The sequence below is a fragment of the Streptomyces sp. NBC_00984 genome, assembly GCF_045162475.1.
Lineage (GTDB): Bacteria > Actinomycetota > Actinomycetes > Streptomycetales > Streptomycetaceae > Streptomyces.
On the sequence record NZ_CP108734.1, the window covers coordinates 5,663,086 to 5,679,042 of the forward strand.

At 70.6% G+C, this 15,957-nt stretch carries 13 protein-coding genes; 12 read left to right on the forward strand and 1 reads right to left on the reverse strand.

Annotation, left to right across the window (positions count from 1 at the left end):
• The first annotated feature begins 187 nt into the window (after window positions 1-187).
• Window positions 188-469: an HU family DNA-binding protein gene (locus OG520_RS25250; RefSeq protein WP_003968811.1), complete on the forward strand. Its 282-nt coding sequence runs from the start codon at window positions 188-190 to the stop codon at window positions 467-469.
• A gap of 229 nt (window positions 470-698) precedes the next feature.
• On the opposite strand, the gene murA is transcribed toward OG520_RS25250, so the two are convergent.
• Window positions 699-2,039: a UDP-N-acetylglucosamine 1-carboxyvinyltransferase gene (gene murA / locus OG520_RS25255; RefSeq protein WP_399331988.1), complete on the reverse strand. Its 1,341-nt coding sequence runs from the start codon at window positions 2,037-2,039 to the stop codon at window positions 699-701.
• A gap of 276 nt (window positions 2,040-2,315) precedes the next feature.
• Between murA and OG520_RS25260 the strand changes: the two genes are divergently transcribed.
• The 11 genes from OG520_RS25260 (at window position 2,316) to OG520_RS25310 (ending at window position 15,943) form a co-directional block, all read left to right on the forward strand.
• Window positions 2,316-2,876 (forward strand): YqgE/AlgH family protein, encoded by a 561-nt coding sequence (locus OG520_RS25260; RefSeq protein WP_399331986.1) that lies wholly within the window; start codon window positions 2,316-2,318, stop codon window positions 2,874-2,876.
• A 30-nt stretch (window positions 2,877-2,906) separates the two neighbouring features.
• The gene (locus tag OG520_RS25265; RefSeq protein WP_072484142.1) at window positions 2,907-3,200 is read left to right on the forward strand and encodes a DUF3039 domain-containing protein; all 294 of its coding nucleotides are present in this window, start codon (window positions 2,907-2,909) and stop codon (window positions 3,198-3,200) included.
• Between the two features lie 212 nt (window positions 3,201-3,412).
• Window positions 3,413-4,717, forward strand: a complete 1,305-nt coding sequence (locus OG520_RS25270) for an extracellular solute-binding protein (protein WP_406014694.1) — start codon at window positions 3,413-3,415, stop codon at window positions 4,715-4,717.
• 2 nt (window positions 4,718-4,719) lie between these two features.
• The gene (locus tag OG520_RS25275; protein ID WP_406014695.1) at window positions 4,720-5,712 is read left to right on the forward strand and encodes a carbohydrate ABC transporter permease; all 993 of its coding nucleotides are present in this window, start codon (window positions 4,720-4,722) and stop codon (window positions 5,710-5,712) included.
• Window positions 5,709-6,557 carry a carbohydrate ABC transporter permease gene (locus tag OG520_RS25280; protein WP_406014696.1) on the forward strand — a complete coding sequence of 283 codons (849 nt, stop codon included), beginning with the start codon at window positions 5,709-5,711 and terminating at the stop codon, window positions 6,555-6,557. Before OG520_RS25275 ends, OG520_RS25280 begins: the two co-directional genes overlap by 4 nt.
• A 4-nt stretch (window positions 6,558-6,561) precedes the next feature.
• Entirely contained in the window at window positions 6,562-8,253 is a 1,692-nt protein-coding gene (locus tag OG520_RS25285; protein ID WP_406014697.1) for a beta-N-acetylhexosaminidase, read from the forward strand.
• 331 nt (window positions 8,254-8,584) lie between these two features.
• Complete coding sequence (locus OG520_RS25290) at window positions 8,585-9,481, forward strand: FAD binding domain-containing protein (RefSeq protein ID WP_385323791.1); 897 nt, start codon at window positions 8,585-8,587, stop codon at window positions 9,479-9,481.
• Entirely contained in the window at window positions 9,478-11,454 is a 1,977-nt protein-coding gene (locus tag OG520_RS25295; protein ID WP_406014698.1) for a 2Fe-2S iron-sulfur cluster-binding protein, read from the forward strand. Before OG520_RS25290 ends, OG520_RS25295 begins: the two co-directional genes overlap by 4 nt.
• Window positions 11,451-13,787: a xanthine dehydrogenase family protein molybdopterin-binding subunit gene (locus tag OG520_RS25300; RefSeq protein WP_406014699.1), complete on the forward strand. Its 2,337-nt coding sequence runs from the start codon at window positions 11,451-11,453 to the stop codon at window positions 13,785-13,787. Before OG520_RS25295 ends, OG520_RS25300 begins: the two co-directional genes overlap by 4 nt.
• 131 nt (window positions 13,788-13,918) lie before the next feature.
• Window positions 13,919-14,458, forward strand: coding sequence for a hypothetical protein (locus OG520_RS25305; protein WP_406014700.1), 540 nt, complete (start codon window positions 13,919-13,921; stop codon window positions 14,456-14,458).
• A 45-nt stretch (window positions 14,459-14,503) separates the two neighbouring features.
• On the forward strand, window positions 14,504-15,943 hold the full coding sequence (locus OG520_RS25310; protein ID WP_406014701.1) for a hypothetical protein: 1,440 nt from the start codon (window positions 14,504-14,506) through the stop codon (window positions 15,941-15,943).
• The last annotated feature ends 14 nt before the right edge of the window (window positions 15,944-15,957 follow it).

Below are 15,957 nucleotides of genomic sequence, written 5' to 3' on the forward strand. Positions count from 1 at the left end.
GGCAGTGGCGCTTTTCGTGTGACTCCGGAGGGTGCCGGATTGGCGTTACCGCCGCAGGTGGGGGCAGGATGCGTAATCGGGCGCGAGGGTCTGACGACAGACCCGGGTCCGGGGACTGTCCGAGGGCCCTGGCAGCATCGGCTTCGATCTCACGCCTCACAGGCAAGAAGAACACGGGAGTAACAACATGAACCGCAGTGAGCTGGTGGCCGCCCTGGCCGACCGCGCCGAGGTGACTCGCAAGGACGCCGACGCCGTGCTGGCCGCCCTCGCCGAGACCGTCGGTGAGATCGTCGCCAAGGGCGACGAGAAGGTCACCATCCCCGGCTTCCTGACCTTCGAGCGCACCCACCGTGCCGCTCGCACCGCTCGTAACCCGCAGACCGGCGACCCGATCAACATCCCGGCCGGCTACAGCGTGAAGGTCTCCGCGGGCTCCAAGCTCAAGGAAGCCGCCAAGGGTAAGTAAGCCCCACAGGCGCGCCGAAGGGCGGTCACCCCACCAGGGTGACCGCCCTTCGGCGTACCGGCCCGAGAGGCCCCGTTCTGGGCCTCTACGGCCCGGTATCGAGGGGCAGGGGCCCGGTCGGCAAGGAAACGGGGGCCCGGGGCAGCGCCCCGAACCCCCGTCAGCAGCCGTCCGGCGCCCGGTACCCGGCAGGGCCCGGCCCGGTCCCGGACCGGCGCCCCGCCCGGTCTCAGACCAGCGCCCCGCCCGGCAGCTCCACCTTCGCGCCCAGCTTCTCCAGCTTGTCCATGAAGTTCTCGTAGCCGCGGTTGATCAGGTCGATGCCGTGCACCCGCGACGTGCCCTGCGCCGCCAGCGCGGCGATCAGGTACGAGAAACCGCCGCGCAGGTCCGGGATGACCAGATCCGCGCCCTGCAGCCTCGTCGGCCCGGACACGACCGCCGAGTGCAGGAAGTTGCGCTGGCCGAAGCGGCAGTCGGAGCCGCCCAGGCACTCGCGGTAGAGCTGGATGTGCGCGCCCATCTGGTTGAGCGCCGAGGTGAAGCCGAGCCGCGACTCGTACACCGTCTCGTGGACGATGGACAGGCCCGAGGCCTGCGTCAGCGCCACCACCAGCGGCTGCTGCCAGTCGGTCTGGAAGCCGGGGTGCACGTCCGTCTCCAGGGCGATGGCGTTCAGCGCGCCGCCCGGGTGCCAGAAGCGGATGCCCTCGTCGTCGATCTCGAAGGCGCCGCCGACCCGGCGGAAGGTGTTGAGGAACGTCATCATCGAGCGCTGCTGTGCGCCCCGTACGTAGATGTTGCCCTCGGTGGCCAGGGCCGCGGACGCCCAGGAGGCCGCCTCCAGGCGGTCCGGGATCGCCCGGTGCGTATAACCGTCCAGCCGGTCGACACCGGTGATCCGGATCGTCCGGTCGGTGTCCATCGAGATGATCGCGCCCATCTTCTGCAGTACGCAGATGAGGTCCTCGATCTCCGGCTCCACGGCCGCGTTGGACAGCTCGGTGACGCCCTCGGCGAGTACCGCCGTCAGCAGCACCTGCTCGGTGGAGCCCACCGACGGGTACGGCAGCCGGATCTTCGTGCCGCGCAGCCGCTGCGGGGCCTCCAGGTACTGCCCGTCCGCCCGCTTCTCGATGGTCGCGCCGAACTGCCGCAGCACGTCGAAGTGGAAGTCGATCGGCCGGCCGCCGATGTCGCAGCCGCCGAGCCCCGGGATGAACGCGTGGCCGAGCCGGTGCAGCAGCGGGCCGCAGAAGAGGATCGGGATGCGCGACGAGCCCGCGTGGGCATCGATGTCGGCGACGTTCGCGCTCTCCACATGGGTCGGGTCCAGGAGCAGCTCGCCCGGTTCGTCACCGGGCCGGACCGTCACACCGTGCAGCTGCAGCAGCCCCCGGACCACCCGCACGTCGCGGATGTCGGGCACGTTGCGCAGCCGGCTGGGCCCGCTGCCGAGCAGCGCGGCGACCATTGCCTTCGGCACCAGGTTCTTGGCGCCTCTGACGCGGATCTCGCCCTCGAGCGGGGTTCCGCCGTGGACAAGCAGGACATCGTCTGTGCCGGTCATGAATCTCGCGTTCCGGAGTGGTCGGGCAGGGGGCCAAACGAAAGAGTAATGGCCCACTGCCCCCATTCCGTAAGAGAACAGGGGGTGTACGAACGTCATGAATCCGCCACAACACGCTCTGCTTCCCCGGCCTTGCGGAGGGTGACCGTCCGCATGGTTCTCCGGAATGCGCGCTCCCCGTGCACCCGTGCGCCCTGAGCTGCGCCGCGGCCCATCCGGGGACCGGGCGGCCCACTTGGTCCCCGCAAGGAGCGAAGATGCGGGATCATTTCTGCCATGACCGAGGTGTCCTCGCTCACAGGGCGACTGCTCGTGGCCACACCCGCGCTCGCGGACCCGAATTTCGACCGCGCGGTGGTGCTGCTCCTCGACCACGACGAGGAGGGCTCACTCGGCGTGGTCCTGAACCGCCCGACCCCGGTCGGCGTGGTCGACATCCTCACGCCCTGGGCCGGCCTGACCGGCGAACCGGACGTCGTCTTCCAGGGCGGCCCGGTCTCGCTCGACTCGGCGCTCGGCGTGGCCGTCATCCCCGGCGACGAGGGGCCGCTCGGCTGGCGCCGGGTGTACGGGGCGATCGGCCTGGTGGACCTGGAGGCACCGCCGGAGCTGCTGGCCGCGGCGCTCGGCTCGCTGCGGATCTTCGCCGGGTACGCGGGCTGGGGACCCGGTCAGCTGGAGACCGAACTGACCGAGGGCGCCTGGTACGTGGTCGAGTCCGAACCCGGGGACGTCTCCTTCCCGCGCCCGGAACACCTCTGGCGCGCGGTCCTGCGCCGTCAGCGCAGCGAACTGGCGATGATCGCCACGTACCCGGACGACCCTTCGCTGAACTGAAGCTCCGGGCTGTCGGTACCCTTGGCGGTTATGAGCACTCTTGAGCCCGAGCGCGGGGCAGGTACCGGAACCCTCGTGGAGCCGACGCCGCAGGTGTCGAACGGCGACGGCGACCACGAGCGCTACGCCCATTACGTCCAGAAGGACAAGATCATGGCGAGTGCCCTGGAGGGCACCCCCGTGGTCGCACTGTGCGGGAAGGTCTGGGTACCGGGGCGCGACCCCAAGAAGTACCCGGTCTGTCCCATGTGCAAGGAGATCTACGAGTCCATGGGCGCCGGTGGCGACAAGGACAAGGGCAAGGGCGGCAAGGACAAGAAGTAGTCCGGAGCCGTCCGGCGACCACTGCTTCGGGCCCCCGGGGCGCGCGTTGAAGCGCGCCCCGGGGGCCTTTTGCGTTGCACGGACTGCTTCCCCGGGTCACAGAGTGGTAGAGACCACTTGTCGGCGTCTGCGTGCGCACCTACTCTCCTGCCAGTTGTGCGGAACGAAACGCACGTTGCGTATGTTGCAACGCCTACCGGAGGGGTTCCCGGATGAAGCTGTCTGCCCGAATTGCCGCCCCGGCCGCGGCGCTTGTGCTGGCGGGTCTCACCGCCACCGCCTGTGCGCCGCAGACCTCCGACACCGGAGCCAAGGGGGACGAGAAGACCGGCACGCTGCGGGTCTGGCTGTTCCAGGAAGTCGGCAACAAGCCCAAGGAGCAGGTCGTCGACGCGGCGGTCGCCGACTTCAGGAAGGCCCACAAGGACGCGGAGGTCGAGATCGAGTACATACCGGTCGACACCCGGGCGCAGCGCATCAAGGCGGCGTTCAACGACCCCAAGAGCGCCCCGGACCTCATCGAGTACGGCAACACCGACACCGCCGGATACGTCAGGGACGGCGGACTCGCCGATGTGAGTGCCGAGTTCGCCGCCTGGGACGAGGCGAAGGACACCGACCCGACCGCCAAGCAGTCCGTGACGGTCGGCGGCAAGATCTACGGGGCCCCGCTCTTCGTCGGCGTACGGGCCCTGTACTACCGCACGGACGTCTTCGAGGAGCTGGGGATCGAGGCCCCCAAGTCCCAGGCCGAGCTGATCTCCACCGCGAAGAAGATCCACAAGAAGAAGCCGGACCTGTACGGACTGGCGGTCGGCGGCGCGTACACCTACGGCGCGATGCCGTTCATCTGGGCGGCCGGCGGCGAACTCGCCGACGAGAGCGGCGGCACGTACCAGGCGGCCATCAACGGCGACAAGGCCCGCAAGGGCATCGAGGCCTACACCTCGCTCTTCGGCGACGACAACTGTCCGGCCGCCAAGTGCGCGGCCATGGGCGGCAACGCGACCGTCACCGCGTTCGCCTCGGGCAAGGCCGCCATGGCGATCGGCGGCGACTTCAGCCACGCGGCCGTCGAGGCGGGGTCGGTGAAGGGCAAGTACGCGGTGGTGCCGCTGCCCGGTGTCGCCGAGGGTTCCGTCGCCCCCGCGTTCGCGGGCGGGAACAACATCGGCGTACTGAAGAGCAGCTCGCACCGCACCCTCGCCGTGGACCTGATGAAGTCCCTGACCGGCAAGCGGACGCAGACGAAGATGTTCGACGCGATGGGCTTCCTGCCGACGTACACCGACGTGCGGGCCGCGGCCGCGAAGAAGGAGCCGTTCGTCGAGCCGTTCGTCAAGACGCTCGGCGCGGGGGCGAAGTCCGTCCCGGCCTCGCCCGGCTGGGGCCAGATCGACTCCTCGCTGGTCCTGCCGACGATGTTCCAGGAGATCGTCAGCGGCCGTAAGGACGTGGCGAAGGCCTCGGACGACGCGGCGAAGAAGATGGACGCCGCGTTCGCCGACGCGGGCTGATCATGACCGCGAACAGTACGGCGTACAAAGCGCCCGGCACGTCCGGAGCGGGCGGCACGTCGGGAGCGGGCGGCACCTCCACCCGCCCGCTCCGGCGGCGCCGCCCGGCCCCGTCCGCGCGCCGCTCCGGCTGGACCCCCTGGCTCTATCTCCTGCCCGCACTCGTCCTCCTCGGCGGGCTGCTCGTCTACCCGATCTACCAACTCGGTCTGATCTCCTTCCTGGAGTACACCCAGGCCCAGGTCAGCGGTGGTGAGCCGACCACCTTCCAGGGGTTCGGGAACTACGCGACCCTCTTCGGCGACAGCCAGTTCTGGCAGGTGCTCCTGGCGACCGTGGTCTTCGCCGCCACCTGCGTACTGGCCACCCTCCTCGTCGGCTGCGCGCTCGCCGTCCTGCTGACCCGCATCCGGGCCCTGCCGCGGCTCGCGCTGATGATGGCCGCGCTCGGCGCCTGGGCGACCCCCGCGATCACCGGGTCCACCGTCTGGGTGTTTCTCTTCGACCCGGACTTCGGCCCGGTCAACCGGGTGCTGGGGCTCGGCGACTTCTCCTGGACGTACGGGCGCTACAGCGCCTTCGCCCTGGTGCTCCTGGAAGTCCTGTGGTGCTCGTTCCCGTTCGTCATGGTGACGGTGTACGCGGGCATCCGGGCGATCCCCACCGAGGTGCTGGAGGCGGCGGCGCTGGACGGCGCCTCGCAGTGGCGGATCTGGCGGTCGGTCATGGCCCCGATGCTGCGGCCGATCCTCGTCGTCGTCACCATCCAGTCGATCATCTGGGACTTCAAGGTCTTCACCCAGATCTACGTCATGACCAGCGGCGGCGGCATCGCCGGCCAGAACCTGGTGCTCAACGTGTACGCGTACCAGAAGGCGTTCGCGTCCTCGCAGTACAGCCTCGGCTCGGCGATCGGCGTCGTGATGCTGGTGATCCTGCTGGCCGTCACGCTCGTCCATCTGCGCCTGGTGCGGCGCCAGGGGGAGGAACTATGAGCGCACGGAGCATGCTGCGCATCCGCCGGCCCGGCCGGCTGGCCGCCGAGGCCGCGTCCCTGCTGATCGCCGCCGCGGTCGCCTTCCCGCTGTACTGGATGGTGCTCTCCGCCCTCAAACCGGCCGGCGAGATCCAGTCCACCGACCCCCGCCCGTGGACGCTGTCGCCGTCCCTGGACTCGTTCCGCCGGGTCTTCGAACAGAACGACTTCGGGCGGTACTTCCTCAACAGCCTGCTGGTCGCCGGAACGGTCGTCATCGCCTCCGCGCTGATCGCCTTCCTGGCGGCGACGGCGGTGACCCGGTTCAGGTTCCGCTTCCGCACCACGCTGCTGATCATGTTCCTGGTCGCGCAGATGGTGCCGGTCGAGGCGCTGACCATCCCGCTGTTCTTCCTGATGCGGGACTTCGGCCAGCTGAACACGCTCGGCTCGCTGATCCTGCCGCACCTCGCCTTCTCGCTGCCGTTCGCGATCTGGATGCTGCGCGGCTTCGTCAAGGCCGTACCGGATGCGCTGGAGGAGGCCGCGTACATCGACGGGGCGAGCCGCACCCGCTTCCTGTGGCAGATCCTCTTCCCGCTGGTCTTCCCCGGCCTCGTGGCGACCAGCGTCTTCTCGTTCATCTCCACCTGGAACGACTTCCTGTTCGCGAAGTCGTTCATCATCAGCGACACCTCCCAGTCGACGCTCCCCATGGCGCTGCTGGTCTTCTTCAAACCCGATGAGAACGACTGGGGAGGGATCATGGCAGCCTCGACGGTGATGACCATTCCCGTGCTGGTCTTCTTCGTACTCGTACAGCGCCGCCTGGTCTCCGGACTCGGCGGAGCGGTAAAGGACTGACGCCATGGACATGGACATGGACCCGACCACCGACCGGACTGCCGCCCCGATCACCGGCCTGATCCCGGCACCCGTGCGCGTCGGTGGTGAAGGGCGGTGCGGCTTCCAGCTCGACCCGTCCACCACCATCACGGCGGGCCCCGGCACGGAGAGCACCGAACGCTGGCTGCGCACCACGCTCGGCGCCGCCTTCGGCCTGCCGCTCTCCCCGCAGCCGGCTGCCCCGGGCGGCGAGCCCGCCGCGAACACCGTCCGGCTGGCCATCGACCCGGCACTGGAGCCGGAGGGCTACCGGCTGAGCACCGGCGCCGGCGGGAGCGTCGAGATCACCGGAGGCAGCTCCGCCGGGGTCTTCTGGGGCGCGCAGACCCTCCGTCAGCTCCTGGGCCCCGAAGCCTTCCGCCGAGCGCCCGTCAGCCCCGGCGCGCGGCGCACGATCCCCGTCACGGACATCGAGGACAGCCCCCGCTTCGCCTGGCGCGGCATGATGCTCGACGTGGCACGGCACTTCATGCCCAAGGACGACGTCCTGCGCTATCTGGACCTCCTCGCCGCGCACAAGCTGAACGTCTTCCACTTCCACCTCACCGACGACCAGGGCTGGCGCATCGAGATCAAGCGCTACCCGCGGCTCACCGAGATCGGCTCCTGGCGGCCCCGCACCAAGCACGGCCACCGGGCGTCCGAGCTGTGGGACGAGACCCCGCACGGCGGCTACTACACGCAGGACGACATCCGCGAGATCGTCGCGTACGCCGCCGAGCGGTATATCCGCGTCGTCCCCGAGATCGACGTACCGGGCCACTCGCAGGCCGCCATCGCCGCGTACCCCGAACTGGGCAACACCGACGTCATCGACACCACCACCCTCTCCGTCTGGGACACCTGGGGCATCAACGCGAACGTACTCGCCCCCACTGACAACACCCTGCGCTTCTTCGAAGGCGTCCTCGAAGAGGTGCTCGACCTCTTCCCCGCCGCCACCTCGCCGTTCATCCACATCGGCGGCGACGAATGCCGCAAGGACCAGTGGAAGGAGTCGCCGGTCGCCCAGGCCCGGATCGACGAATTCGGCCTGGCCAACGAGGACGATCTGCAGTCCTGGATCATCCGGCACTTCGACACCTGGCTCACCGCCCGCGGACGCCGGCTGATCGGCTGGGACGAGATCCTGGAGGGCGGCCTCCCGGCGGGCGCCGCCGTGTCGTCCTGGCGGGGTTACGGGGGAGGCATCGCCGCCGCCGAGGCCGGCCACGACGTCGTCATGTGCCCGGAGCAGCACGTGTACCTGGACCACCGTCAGGACGGCGGACCCGACGAGCCGATGCCCATCGGCTTCGTCCGCACCCTGGAGGACGTCTACCGCTTCGAACCCGTACCGGCGGGCCTCTCCGAGGAGGCGGCCCGTCACATCCTGGGCACCCAGGCCAATGTCTGGACCGAGGTGATGCAGAACCGGGCCCGCGTCGACTACCAGGTCTTCCCGCGCCTCGCGGCGTTCGCGGAGGTCGCCTGGTCGCCGCTGCCCGCCCCCGGCGACCGGGACTTCGCGGGCTTCGAACGCCGAATGACCACGCACTACGGCCGGCTTGACGCCCTCGGTGTCGACTACCGGCCGCCGAGTGGTCCGTTGCCCCGGCAGCAGCGCCCCGGTGTGCTGGGACGACCCATCGACGGGGCGCCGCCGAACGTGTGATCCCGACCGCACCCGGACTCCGGCCGGCAGTTTTTTTGTCCGGAACTCGCCCTGCTGGAATGGAACACGGCAACGGAACACCGCAATGGCCACCGCAACGGAACAATCGGCGGCAAGGCATGGCGAAGAGTCACAATTCACACTCTGCGTCGAAGCGGACCGAAGCGGGCCGAAACGGGAACATTCCCCTGATCAGGGATGGATACGCCCTTCGCGGACCCTCGCGTCGGTCCGATCCGAAGATGTGCCAGAGTTGCCACGTCCAGGCTTTGAGCACGTACCGTACGGCGAAACAGCCGGACAGCCGGGACACCGGGAAGGGGCAGCTGGGTTGACCACGCACGCACCGCAGGCGACGCAGTCCGTGACGCTGCCGGCCTCGCTCGACGAGGCCGTGGCGGCGCTCGGCGCCATGCCCGCCGCCGTTCCCGTGGCAGGCGGTACAGACCTGATGTCGGCCGTCAACAAGGGGCTGCTGCGCCCCTCCGGTCTGGTCGGCCTCGGCCGGATCAGCGAGCTGCGCGGCTGGCACTACCAGGACGGCCACGCCCTGCTCGGCGCCGGACTCACCCACGCACGCATGGGGCGGCCCGACTTCGCCGCCCTCATCCCCGCGCTGGCCGCGTCGGCACGCGCCGCGGGCCCGCCCCAGATCCGTAACGCCGGAACGCTCGGCGGCAACATCGCCACCGCGGCCCCGACCGGCGACGCCCTGCCGGTGCTCGCCGCGCTGGAGGCCGAGCTGGTCATCGCGGGTCCGGGCGGCGCCCGCCGCGAGATCCCGGTCTCGCACCTGCTGGCCGGCCGCGACATGCTCGAACCCGCCGAACTCATCGGCTTCGTCCGGGTCCCGCTGCTGCACGCCCCCCAGGTCTTCCTGAAGGCCACCGGCCGCACCGGTCCCGGCCGGGCCACCGCATCCGTCGCGATCGTCCTGGACCCGGCCCGGCGCGGGGTGCGCTGCGCGGTCGGCGCCATCGCGCCGATGCCGCTGCGGCCGCTGGAGGCCGAACGCTGGATCGCCTCACTGATCGACTGGGACGGCGAACGGGGCCTGGCTCCCGACGCGCTGGCCGCCTTCGGCGAGTACGTCGCCGCGGCCTGCATCCCGGACCAGGTACCGCCCGCCGACGGGGGAGAGGCGCCACCGCTGCCCCCCGCCGTACTGCATCTGCGGCGGACCGTCGCCGCGCTGGCCCGACGCGCGCTGGGGAGGGCACTGTCGTGAGCAACGAGGACCACAACGAACAGCACGGGCAGCAGGAGCACCTGCAGCACGGGAGCTGGCAGCCGACGCCGCAGGGCGGCGAGTACGACGACGGGGCGACCGCCTTCGTCCACCTGCCGCCGGAGGACCTGGCGAACATCCCGCTGGCCGCGCCCGGCCAGGGCTACGTACCGCCGATGATCCTGCCGCTGACACCGGCGGCCGGGCTCGACCCGTCGGCCACGGGCAGCTGGGTCGTGCAGACGCAGAGCCAGCAGGAGCGCGGTACGGCAGCGGAGCAGCCGGCACCCGGGACGGTGCACTGGCCGGACCCGAACCAGCAGCAGGGCCCGTACGACTACGGGTACGAGTACCAGCAGTCCCCTGATGCGCCTCAGATGCCTCAGGCTCCTCAGGCCCCTCACGATCCGTTCTCGCAGGAGCAGTACCGGGAGACGCCGTCGGCCACGGGCCAGTGGAACTTCACCGAGTCCACGGAGTTCGGCGTCCACACCGGTCAGGCCGGTCAGGCCGGTCAGGCCGGTCAGGCCGGTCAGACCGGTCAGACCGACCACGCGGGTCACGCGGGTCACGCGGGCCAAGCCGACCAGGCCGACCACACCGGTCAGGCCACCCACGCCACCCACGCCAGCCACTCCAACCATGATGGCCACACCGGTCAGTGGACGATCCCGGTCGCCGACGGTGATCTCCCGGAGGAGTCCGGCGAGTTCGCCGCCTCGGCCCTGGCCGCCCAGTGGTACGGGGACCGGACTCCGCCGGCCACGCTGCCGGGCGGGGCGCCCGCACCGTGGGCGACGCAGCAGCCCGCCTCGGAGCCCGGTCCTGAGCCCGAGCTCGTGGCGGAACCGGCACCCCCGGCCGACATCGAGCCGGAGCATGCGCCGGGAGCCGAATTCGAACAGGCCCCCGAGGCGGCACGGGCCCCTGAGGCGGCACGGGAGACGGAGCCCGTCGAGGACGGCCCCCTCCCCCTATCCGTCCCCGGAGCGAACCTCGCGCAGGAGACGGCCCCCGCCGTCGCCCCCGACACCGCCCCGGCCACCGCCGCGGGCGAGGCTCCCTCCGATCATCCGGCGGAGGCCGCGCCCGAGCCGTACCCGGCCGGACAGTCACCGGAGACGGCCCTCGACGAGTCGCACGACGTCGCCGCCGGCGCCGCCACCGACACCGAGTCCCCGGAATCCGGGCCGCCCGACACCGACTCCCCGGAATCCCAACCGTCAGACTCCCGACCGGCAGACTCCCCGCCGGCCGAATCCGGACCGGTCGAACCCGAGCTGGTCGAATCCGAGCCGGTCGAAGCCGGGCGGGCCGATTCCGAGCAGGCTGATTCCGAGCAGGCCGATTCCGGGCTGCTCGGCGCCCCCAGCGAGCACCCCGCCGCCTCCTACGTCCTGCATGTGAACGGCGCCGACCGCCCCGTCACCGACGCCTGGATCGGCGAGTCGCTCCTCTACGTGCTCCGTGAGCGCCTCGGCCTCGCCGGTGCCAAGGACGGCTGCTCGCAGGGCGAGTGCGGCGCGTGCAACGTCCAGGTGGACGGCCGGCTGGTCGCCTCCTGCCTGGTCCCCGCGGCGACCGCGGCCGGCAGCGAGGTCCGTACGGTCGAGGGCCTCGCCGTGGACGGCGAGCCGTCCGACGTCCAGCGTGCCCTGGCCAAGTGCGGCGCCGTCCAGTGCGGCTTCTGCATCCCCGGCATGGCCATGACCGTCCACGATCTTCTGGAGGGCAACCACGCCCCCAGCGAGTTGGAGACGCGCCAGGCGCTCTGCGGAAACCTCTGCCGCTGTTCCGGCTACCGCGGCGTCCTCGACGCCGTCAACGAGGTCGTCGCAGGCCGTGAGGCGACCACCGACCCCGCCTCGTCGGACTCCACGTCCCCGGAGCCCGACGAGGCCCGCATCCCGCACCAGGCGGCCCCCGGCGCCGGTAGCGTCCAGTCGCACCCGCAGGACGGAGGCATGGCGTGAGCAACGACGCAGCCACCGCTGCCAACGCGACCAGCACACGGATCACCACCCCGGCGACCGAAGGCCCCGAGACCGAGCCGCCCGCACTCGGCCTCGGCGTCTCGCTGCCGCCCGCCGACGCGCGCGCCAAGACCGAGGGCACCTTCCCGTACGCCGCCGACCTCTGGGCCGAGGGCCTGCTCTGGGCGGCGGTCCTCCGCTCCCCGCACCCGCACGCCCGCATCCTGTCCATCGACACCTCGGCCGCCGTCGAGATGACGGGGGTACGCGCCGTCATCACGCACGAGGACATCCCGGGGGAGGGCTCGTACGGCCGCAGGGTCGTCGACCGCCCGGTCTTCGCGTCCGACCTGGTCCGCCACCACGGCGAGCCGATCGCCGCGGTCGCCGCCGACCATCCCGACACGGCCAGGCTCGCCGCTGCGGCCATCGCCGTCGAGTACGAGGTCCTCGAACCGGTCACCGACCCGGAGAAGGCCTTCGCCGCCGAACCGCTGCACCCCGACGGCAATCTGATCCGCCACATCCCGCTGCGCTACGGGGACCCGGACGCCACCGGCGAGGTCGTCGTCGAGGGTTTGTACCGCATCGGCCGTCAGGACCCGGCCCCGATCGGTGCCGAGGCCGGACTCGCCGTGCCCCGTCCCGACGGCGGGGTGGAGATCTACACCGCCTCCACCGACCCGCACACCGACCGCGATCTCGCCGCCGCCTGCTTCGGCCTCGAACCGGACCGGGTGAAGGTCGTCGTCACGGGTGTCCCCGGCGCGACCGGCGACCGCGAGGAACCCGGCTTCCAGCTTCCGCTCGGCCTGCTCGCCCTGCGCACCGGCTGCCCGGTCAAGCTGGCCGCCACCCGTGAGGAGTCCTTCCTCGGCCACTCCCACCGCCACCCGACGCTGCTGCGCTACCGCCACCACGCGGACGCCGACGGGCGGCTGGTGAAGGTCGAGGCACAGATCCTGCTCGACGCGGGCGCGTACGCCGACTCGTCGTCCGAGTCGCTCGCCGCGGCGGTCGCGTTCGCCTGCGGCCCGTACGTCGTCCCGCACGCGTTCATCGAGGGCTGGGCGGTCCGTACGAACAACCCGCCCTCGGGCCATGTGCGCGGCGAGGGCGCGATGCAGGTCTGCGCGGCGTACGAGGGCCAGATGGACAAGCTGGCCGCCAAGCTCGGCATCGACCCGGCCGAACTGCGCCTGCGCAACGCCCTGTCCACCGGCGACATCCTGCCCACCGGCCAGACGGTGACCTGCCCCGCACCCGTCTCCGAACTCCTCGCCTCCGTACGGGACTTCCCCCTCCCCGCCCTCCCCAAGGACGCCCCGGAGGACGACTGGCTGCTGCCCGGCGGCCCCGAGGGCGCGGGCGAACCCGGTGCGGTGCGCCGAGGGGTCGGCTACGCGCTCGGCATGGTCCACATGCTCGGCGCGGAGGGCGCCGACGAGGTCTCCACGGCCACGGTCAGGGTCCACGACGGCATCGCCACGGTCATCTGCGCGGCGGTCGAGACGGGCCAGGGTTTCTCGACCCTCGCCCGCCAGGTCGTCCAGGAGACCCTGGGCATCGAAGAGGTCCACGTGGCGTCCGTCGACACCGACCAGCCCCCGGCGGGCCCGGCGACGCACGGCCGCCACACCTGGGTGTCGGCAGGGGCGGTGGAACGAGCCGCCAAGATGGTCCGCACCCAGCTCCTCCAGCCCCTGGCCCACAAGTTCGGCATGTCCACGGAGCTGCTGCAGATCGCCGACGGCAAGATCACCTCGTACGACGGCGTGCTGTCCACGACGGTCACGGAAGCGATGGACGGCAAGGAACTCTGGGCCACCGCCCAGTGCCGCCCCCATCCGACCGAACCCCTCGACGAATCCGGCCAGGGCGACGCCTTCGTCGGCCTCGCCTTCTGCGCGATCCGCGCGGTGGTGGACGTCGACATCGAACTCGGCTCCGTCCGGGTCGTGGAGATGGCGGTCGCCCAGGACGTCGGCCGGATCCTCAACCCGTCCCAGCTGACGACCCGCATCGAGGCCGGCATCACCCAGGGCATCGGCGCCGCCCTCACCGAGAACCTCCGCAGCGCCCGCGGCCTGATCCGCCACCCCGACCTCACCGGCTACGCGCTCCCGACCGCCCTGGACGCACCCGAAATTCGCATCGTCAAACTCATCGAAGAACGCGACGTAGTGGCCCCCTTCGGCGCCAAGCCCGCCTCGGCGATCCCCGTGGTGACGTCCCCGGCAGCAGTGGCCGCAGCCGTACGCGCCGCCACCGGCCGCCCAATAAACCGCCTCCCCATCAGACCCCAGGCGGCGGTGGCGGCCCCCAACTCCTGAGCCCTGCACGGGTGGCGTGATCCGATGCAATCCGGGTTGCAGGTGCAACCCGGAGATGCGCACTGTCACCGCTGCTGGCTAAGGTGAACCCCGAAGCAGTAGGCGGCTGTTGCTGAACGGGGGAGGGCACTGTGGGAGAGAGTGATTTGGGGACGGAGTCTTCGGCGTATCCCCTGGCGGTCTTGGGCGGCATCGGCGCGATCGGCGCGGTGGCCCAGAACGCCGCGGGTGAGCTGGTCACCGAGCTGTCGTCGTTCACCAAGTTCCGTACCCGTATCGACGAACTTCTCCGGGATCTCAAGGCATCCCCGGCGGACTCGAAGACGGTGGGCGAAGTCTCCATCGGCGCGACTCAGTTCGGGGACCCTGCGTGGACAGAGGCATCCGGCTTGCACGCCTCGTACCAGAAGGTCGTCACAGAGCTGGAAACCCTCTCGAAGCTGCTGTCGGATTCCATAGAGGGTCTGGGCATCGCGGTTCTTGCATCGCACAAGGGCTACGAGAACCTCGACGATGACATCCGCGACCGCATGCTCGCGATCAAGAGGGACACGCAGGAGCACTACGACGGGGTGTACAACCCGGTCCCCGAAGAGGGGAAGCCCACCGGTGGGAAATCGTCTACTGAAAAGCCGACGGGAGGCGACACGGCGGGCGTCGGGGGCATCTGACGATCGCGATCACTGGTTCGGCAGCGACGGAAACGGGGGAGTGAGATGGGTACGACATCGTTCGACGGCATGTCGCACGAGCAGATGGCCGCGTGGCTGGAAAAGGCCAACAGTGCGGCTGTCCAGGCCGCCGCCGACCGTTTGTCGAGCGCGGCGACCGAGATCGACAGGATCGGCGAAGAGCTGAAGATCCGTCCGCAGATCGTGAACTGGAAGGGTGCCGGAGCGAACTCGTTCCGCACCTGGAGCGCGGACCTGGCCAACGCCACCCTGCGTCTGGGCCTGTACAGCAGGGAGGCGTCGAAGCGACTCGGCGAAGCCGCTGAGGCGATTGCGTCAGCCAAGGCTGCGGCGCCTCGTCCCGAGGCAGGCGCGAAGGCGAACCTGGAGGCAGCTCTCTCGGCACAGAACGACCCGGACGCGTCAGCACTGGCGGCGAAGCTGCGCACGGAGAAGGACGCGATGGCCAGGGAGATGACGAAGCTCTCTCAGGCGTACAACCAGTCGGTGGACAGAATCGGCGCCTTGAAGAAGCCGGAATTCCCTCCGCCGCCGCAGGCGATCGCGCCGAGCGAAACAGTTGAGGAACGCGGCCGCGCCGGTAGTTATGTCTCTGGCGAGGGGGCGGTAGGCGGCGCCGGTGCGGTGTCACGCAGTGTTTCGATGCCCGGCGCCGGCCATGAATCGCCTGTTGGGTCGGCAGTACCCTCAACCGCGCATTCAAGCGTCACCGCTCCGGCCGGCGGTACCGTGCCGCGCCCGGTGGACATGGAGATCGATGGAGTCGCGACGCTGCCCAAGGCCGCACCGAATCCTCCAGCGCATCCGCCTGAAGTGCCGGGCCTGGCGAAGCCCGATGGCGGCCTGCCTGTACCGCCTGCGGTTCTGCCGCCGAGCATTGGCGACAGAACCGCAGTGCAGCCTCCGTCGACAAATGCGGGTGGCAGGACAACGGGTATTTCTCGTCCATCGATACCTTCGGCTACAGGGAACCCGGTGGCAGGGCCCGTGGGGAGGCCGTCCCGGGACACTGGAATCGTGGGTGGCCGTCCGGCCGCGCAGACAACTGGGCGTCCCACGGGGGGCCTTCCTCGCGGCACCGTGATCGGCGGCGAGGGCGCTCACGCCGGTCGCGGAATGATGGGGCACGGCGCCGGGATGGGCGGGGCCGTGGGCAGCGGCCAGAGCGGGATCGCCGGTGGCCGCCGATTGGCGGGCGAGACAGGGGGCGTCATGGGGGGCCGCCCCCAGCAGCCCGGCCGCACGGGCAATCGCCCCTTTACGCCCGGTGGCACCGGTCTGGTGCGGGGTACGGCAACGGGCGACGGGAGCCGAGGAATTGGACAGGTAGGTCGCGGGGCCTCCCATAGTCCGAGAGCCGGAGACCCACGCCGTGATGAGCGGGAACGCCCGGATTACCTCGTGGAGGACGAGGAAACCTGGCAGCAGGGTGACCGACGGGTTGTCCCGCCGGTGATCGACTGAGTAACCGAAACCAG

Coding starts and splice junctions, on each gene's coding strand:
- OG520_RS25310 (WP_406014701.1), top strand. CDS start 14,504: ATGGGTACGACATCGTTCGACGGCATGTCGCACGAGCAGATGGCCGCG.
- OG520_RS25260 (WP_399331986.1), top strand. CDS start 2,316: ATGACCGAGGTGTCCTCGCTCACAGGGCGACTGCTCGTGGCCACACCC.
- OG520_RS25265 (WP_072484142.1), top strand. CDS start 2,907: ATGAGCACTCTTGAGCCCGAGCGCGGGGCAGGTACCGGAACCCTCGTG.
- OG520_RS25275 (WP_406014695.1), top strand. CDS start 4,720: ATGACCGCGAACAGTACGGCGTACAAAGCGCCCGGCACGTCCGGAGCG.
- OG520_RS25285 (WP_406014697.1), top strand. CDS start 6,562: ATGGACATGGACATGGACCCGACCACCGACCGGACTGCCGCCCCGATC.
- OG520_RS25280 (WP_406014696.1), top strand. CDS start 5,709: ATGAGCGCACGGAGCATGCTGCGCATCCGCCGGCCCGGCCGGCTGGCC.
- OG520_RS25250 (WP_003968811.1), top strand. CDS start 188: ATGAACCGCAGTGAGCTGGTGGCCGCCCTGGCCGACCGCGCCGAGGTG.
- OG520_RS25270 (WP_406014694.1), top strand. CDS start 3,413: ATGAAGCTGTCTGCCCGAATTGCCGCCCCGGCCGCGGCGCTTGTGCTG.
- murA (WP_399331988.1), bottom strand. CDS start 2,039: ATGACCGGCACAGACGATGTCCTGCTTGTCCACGGCGGAACCCCGCTC.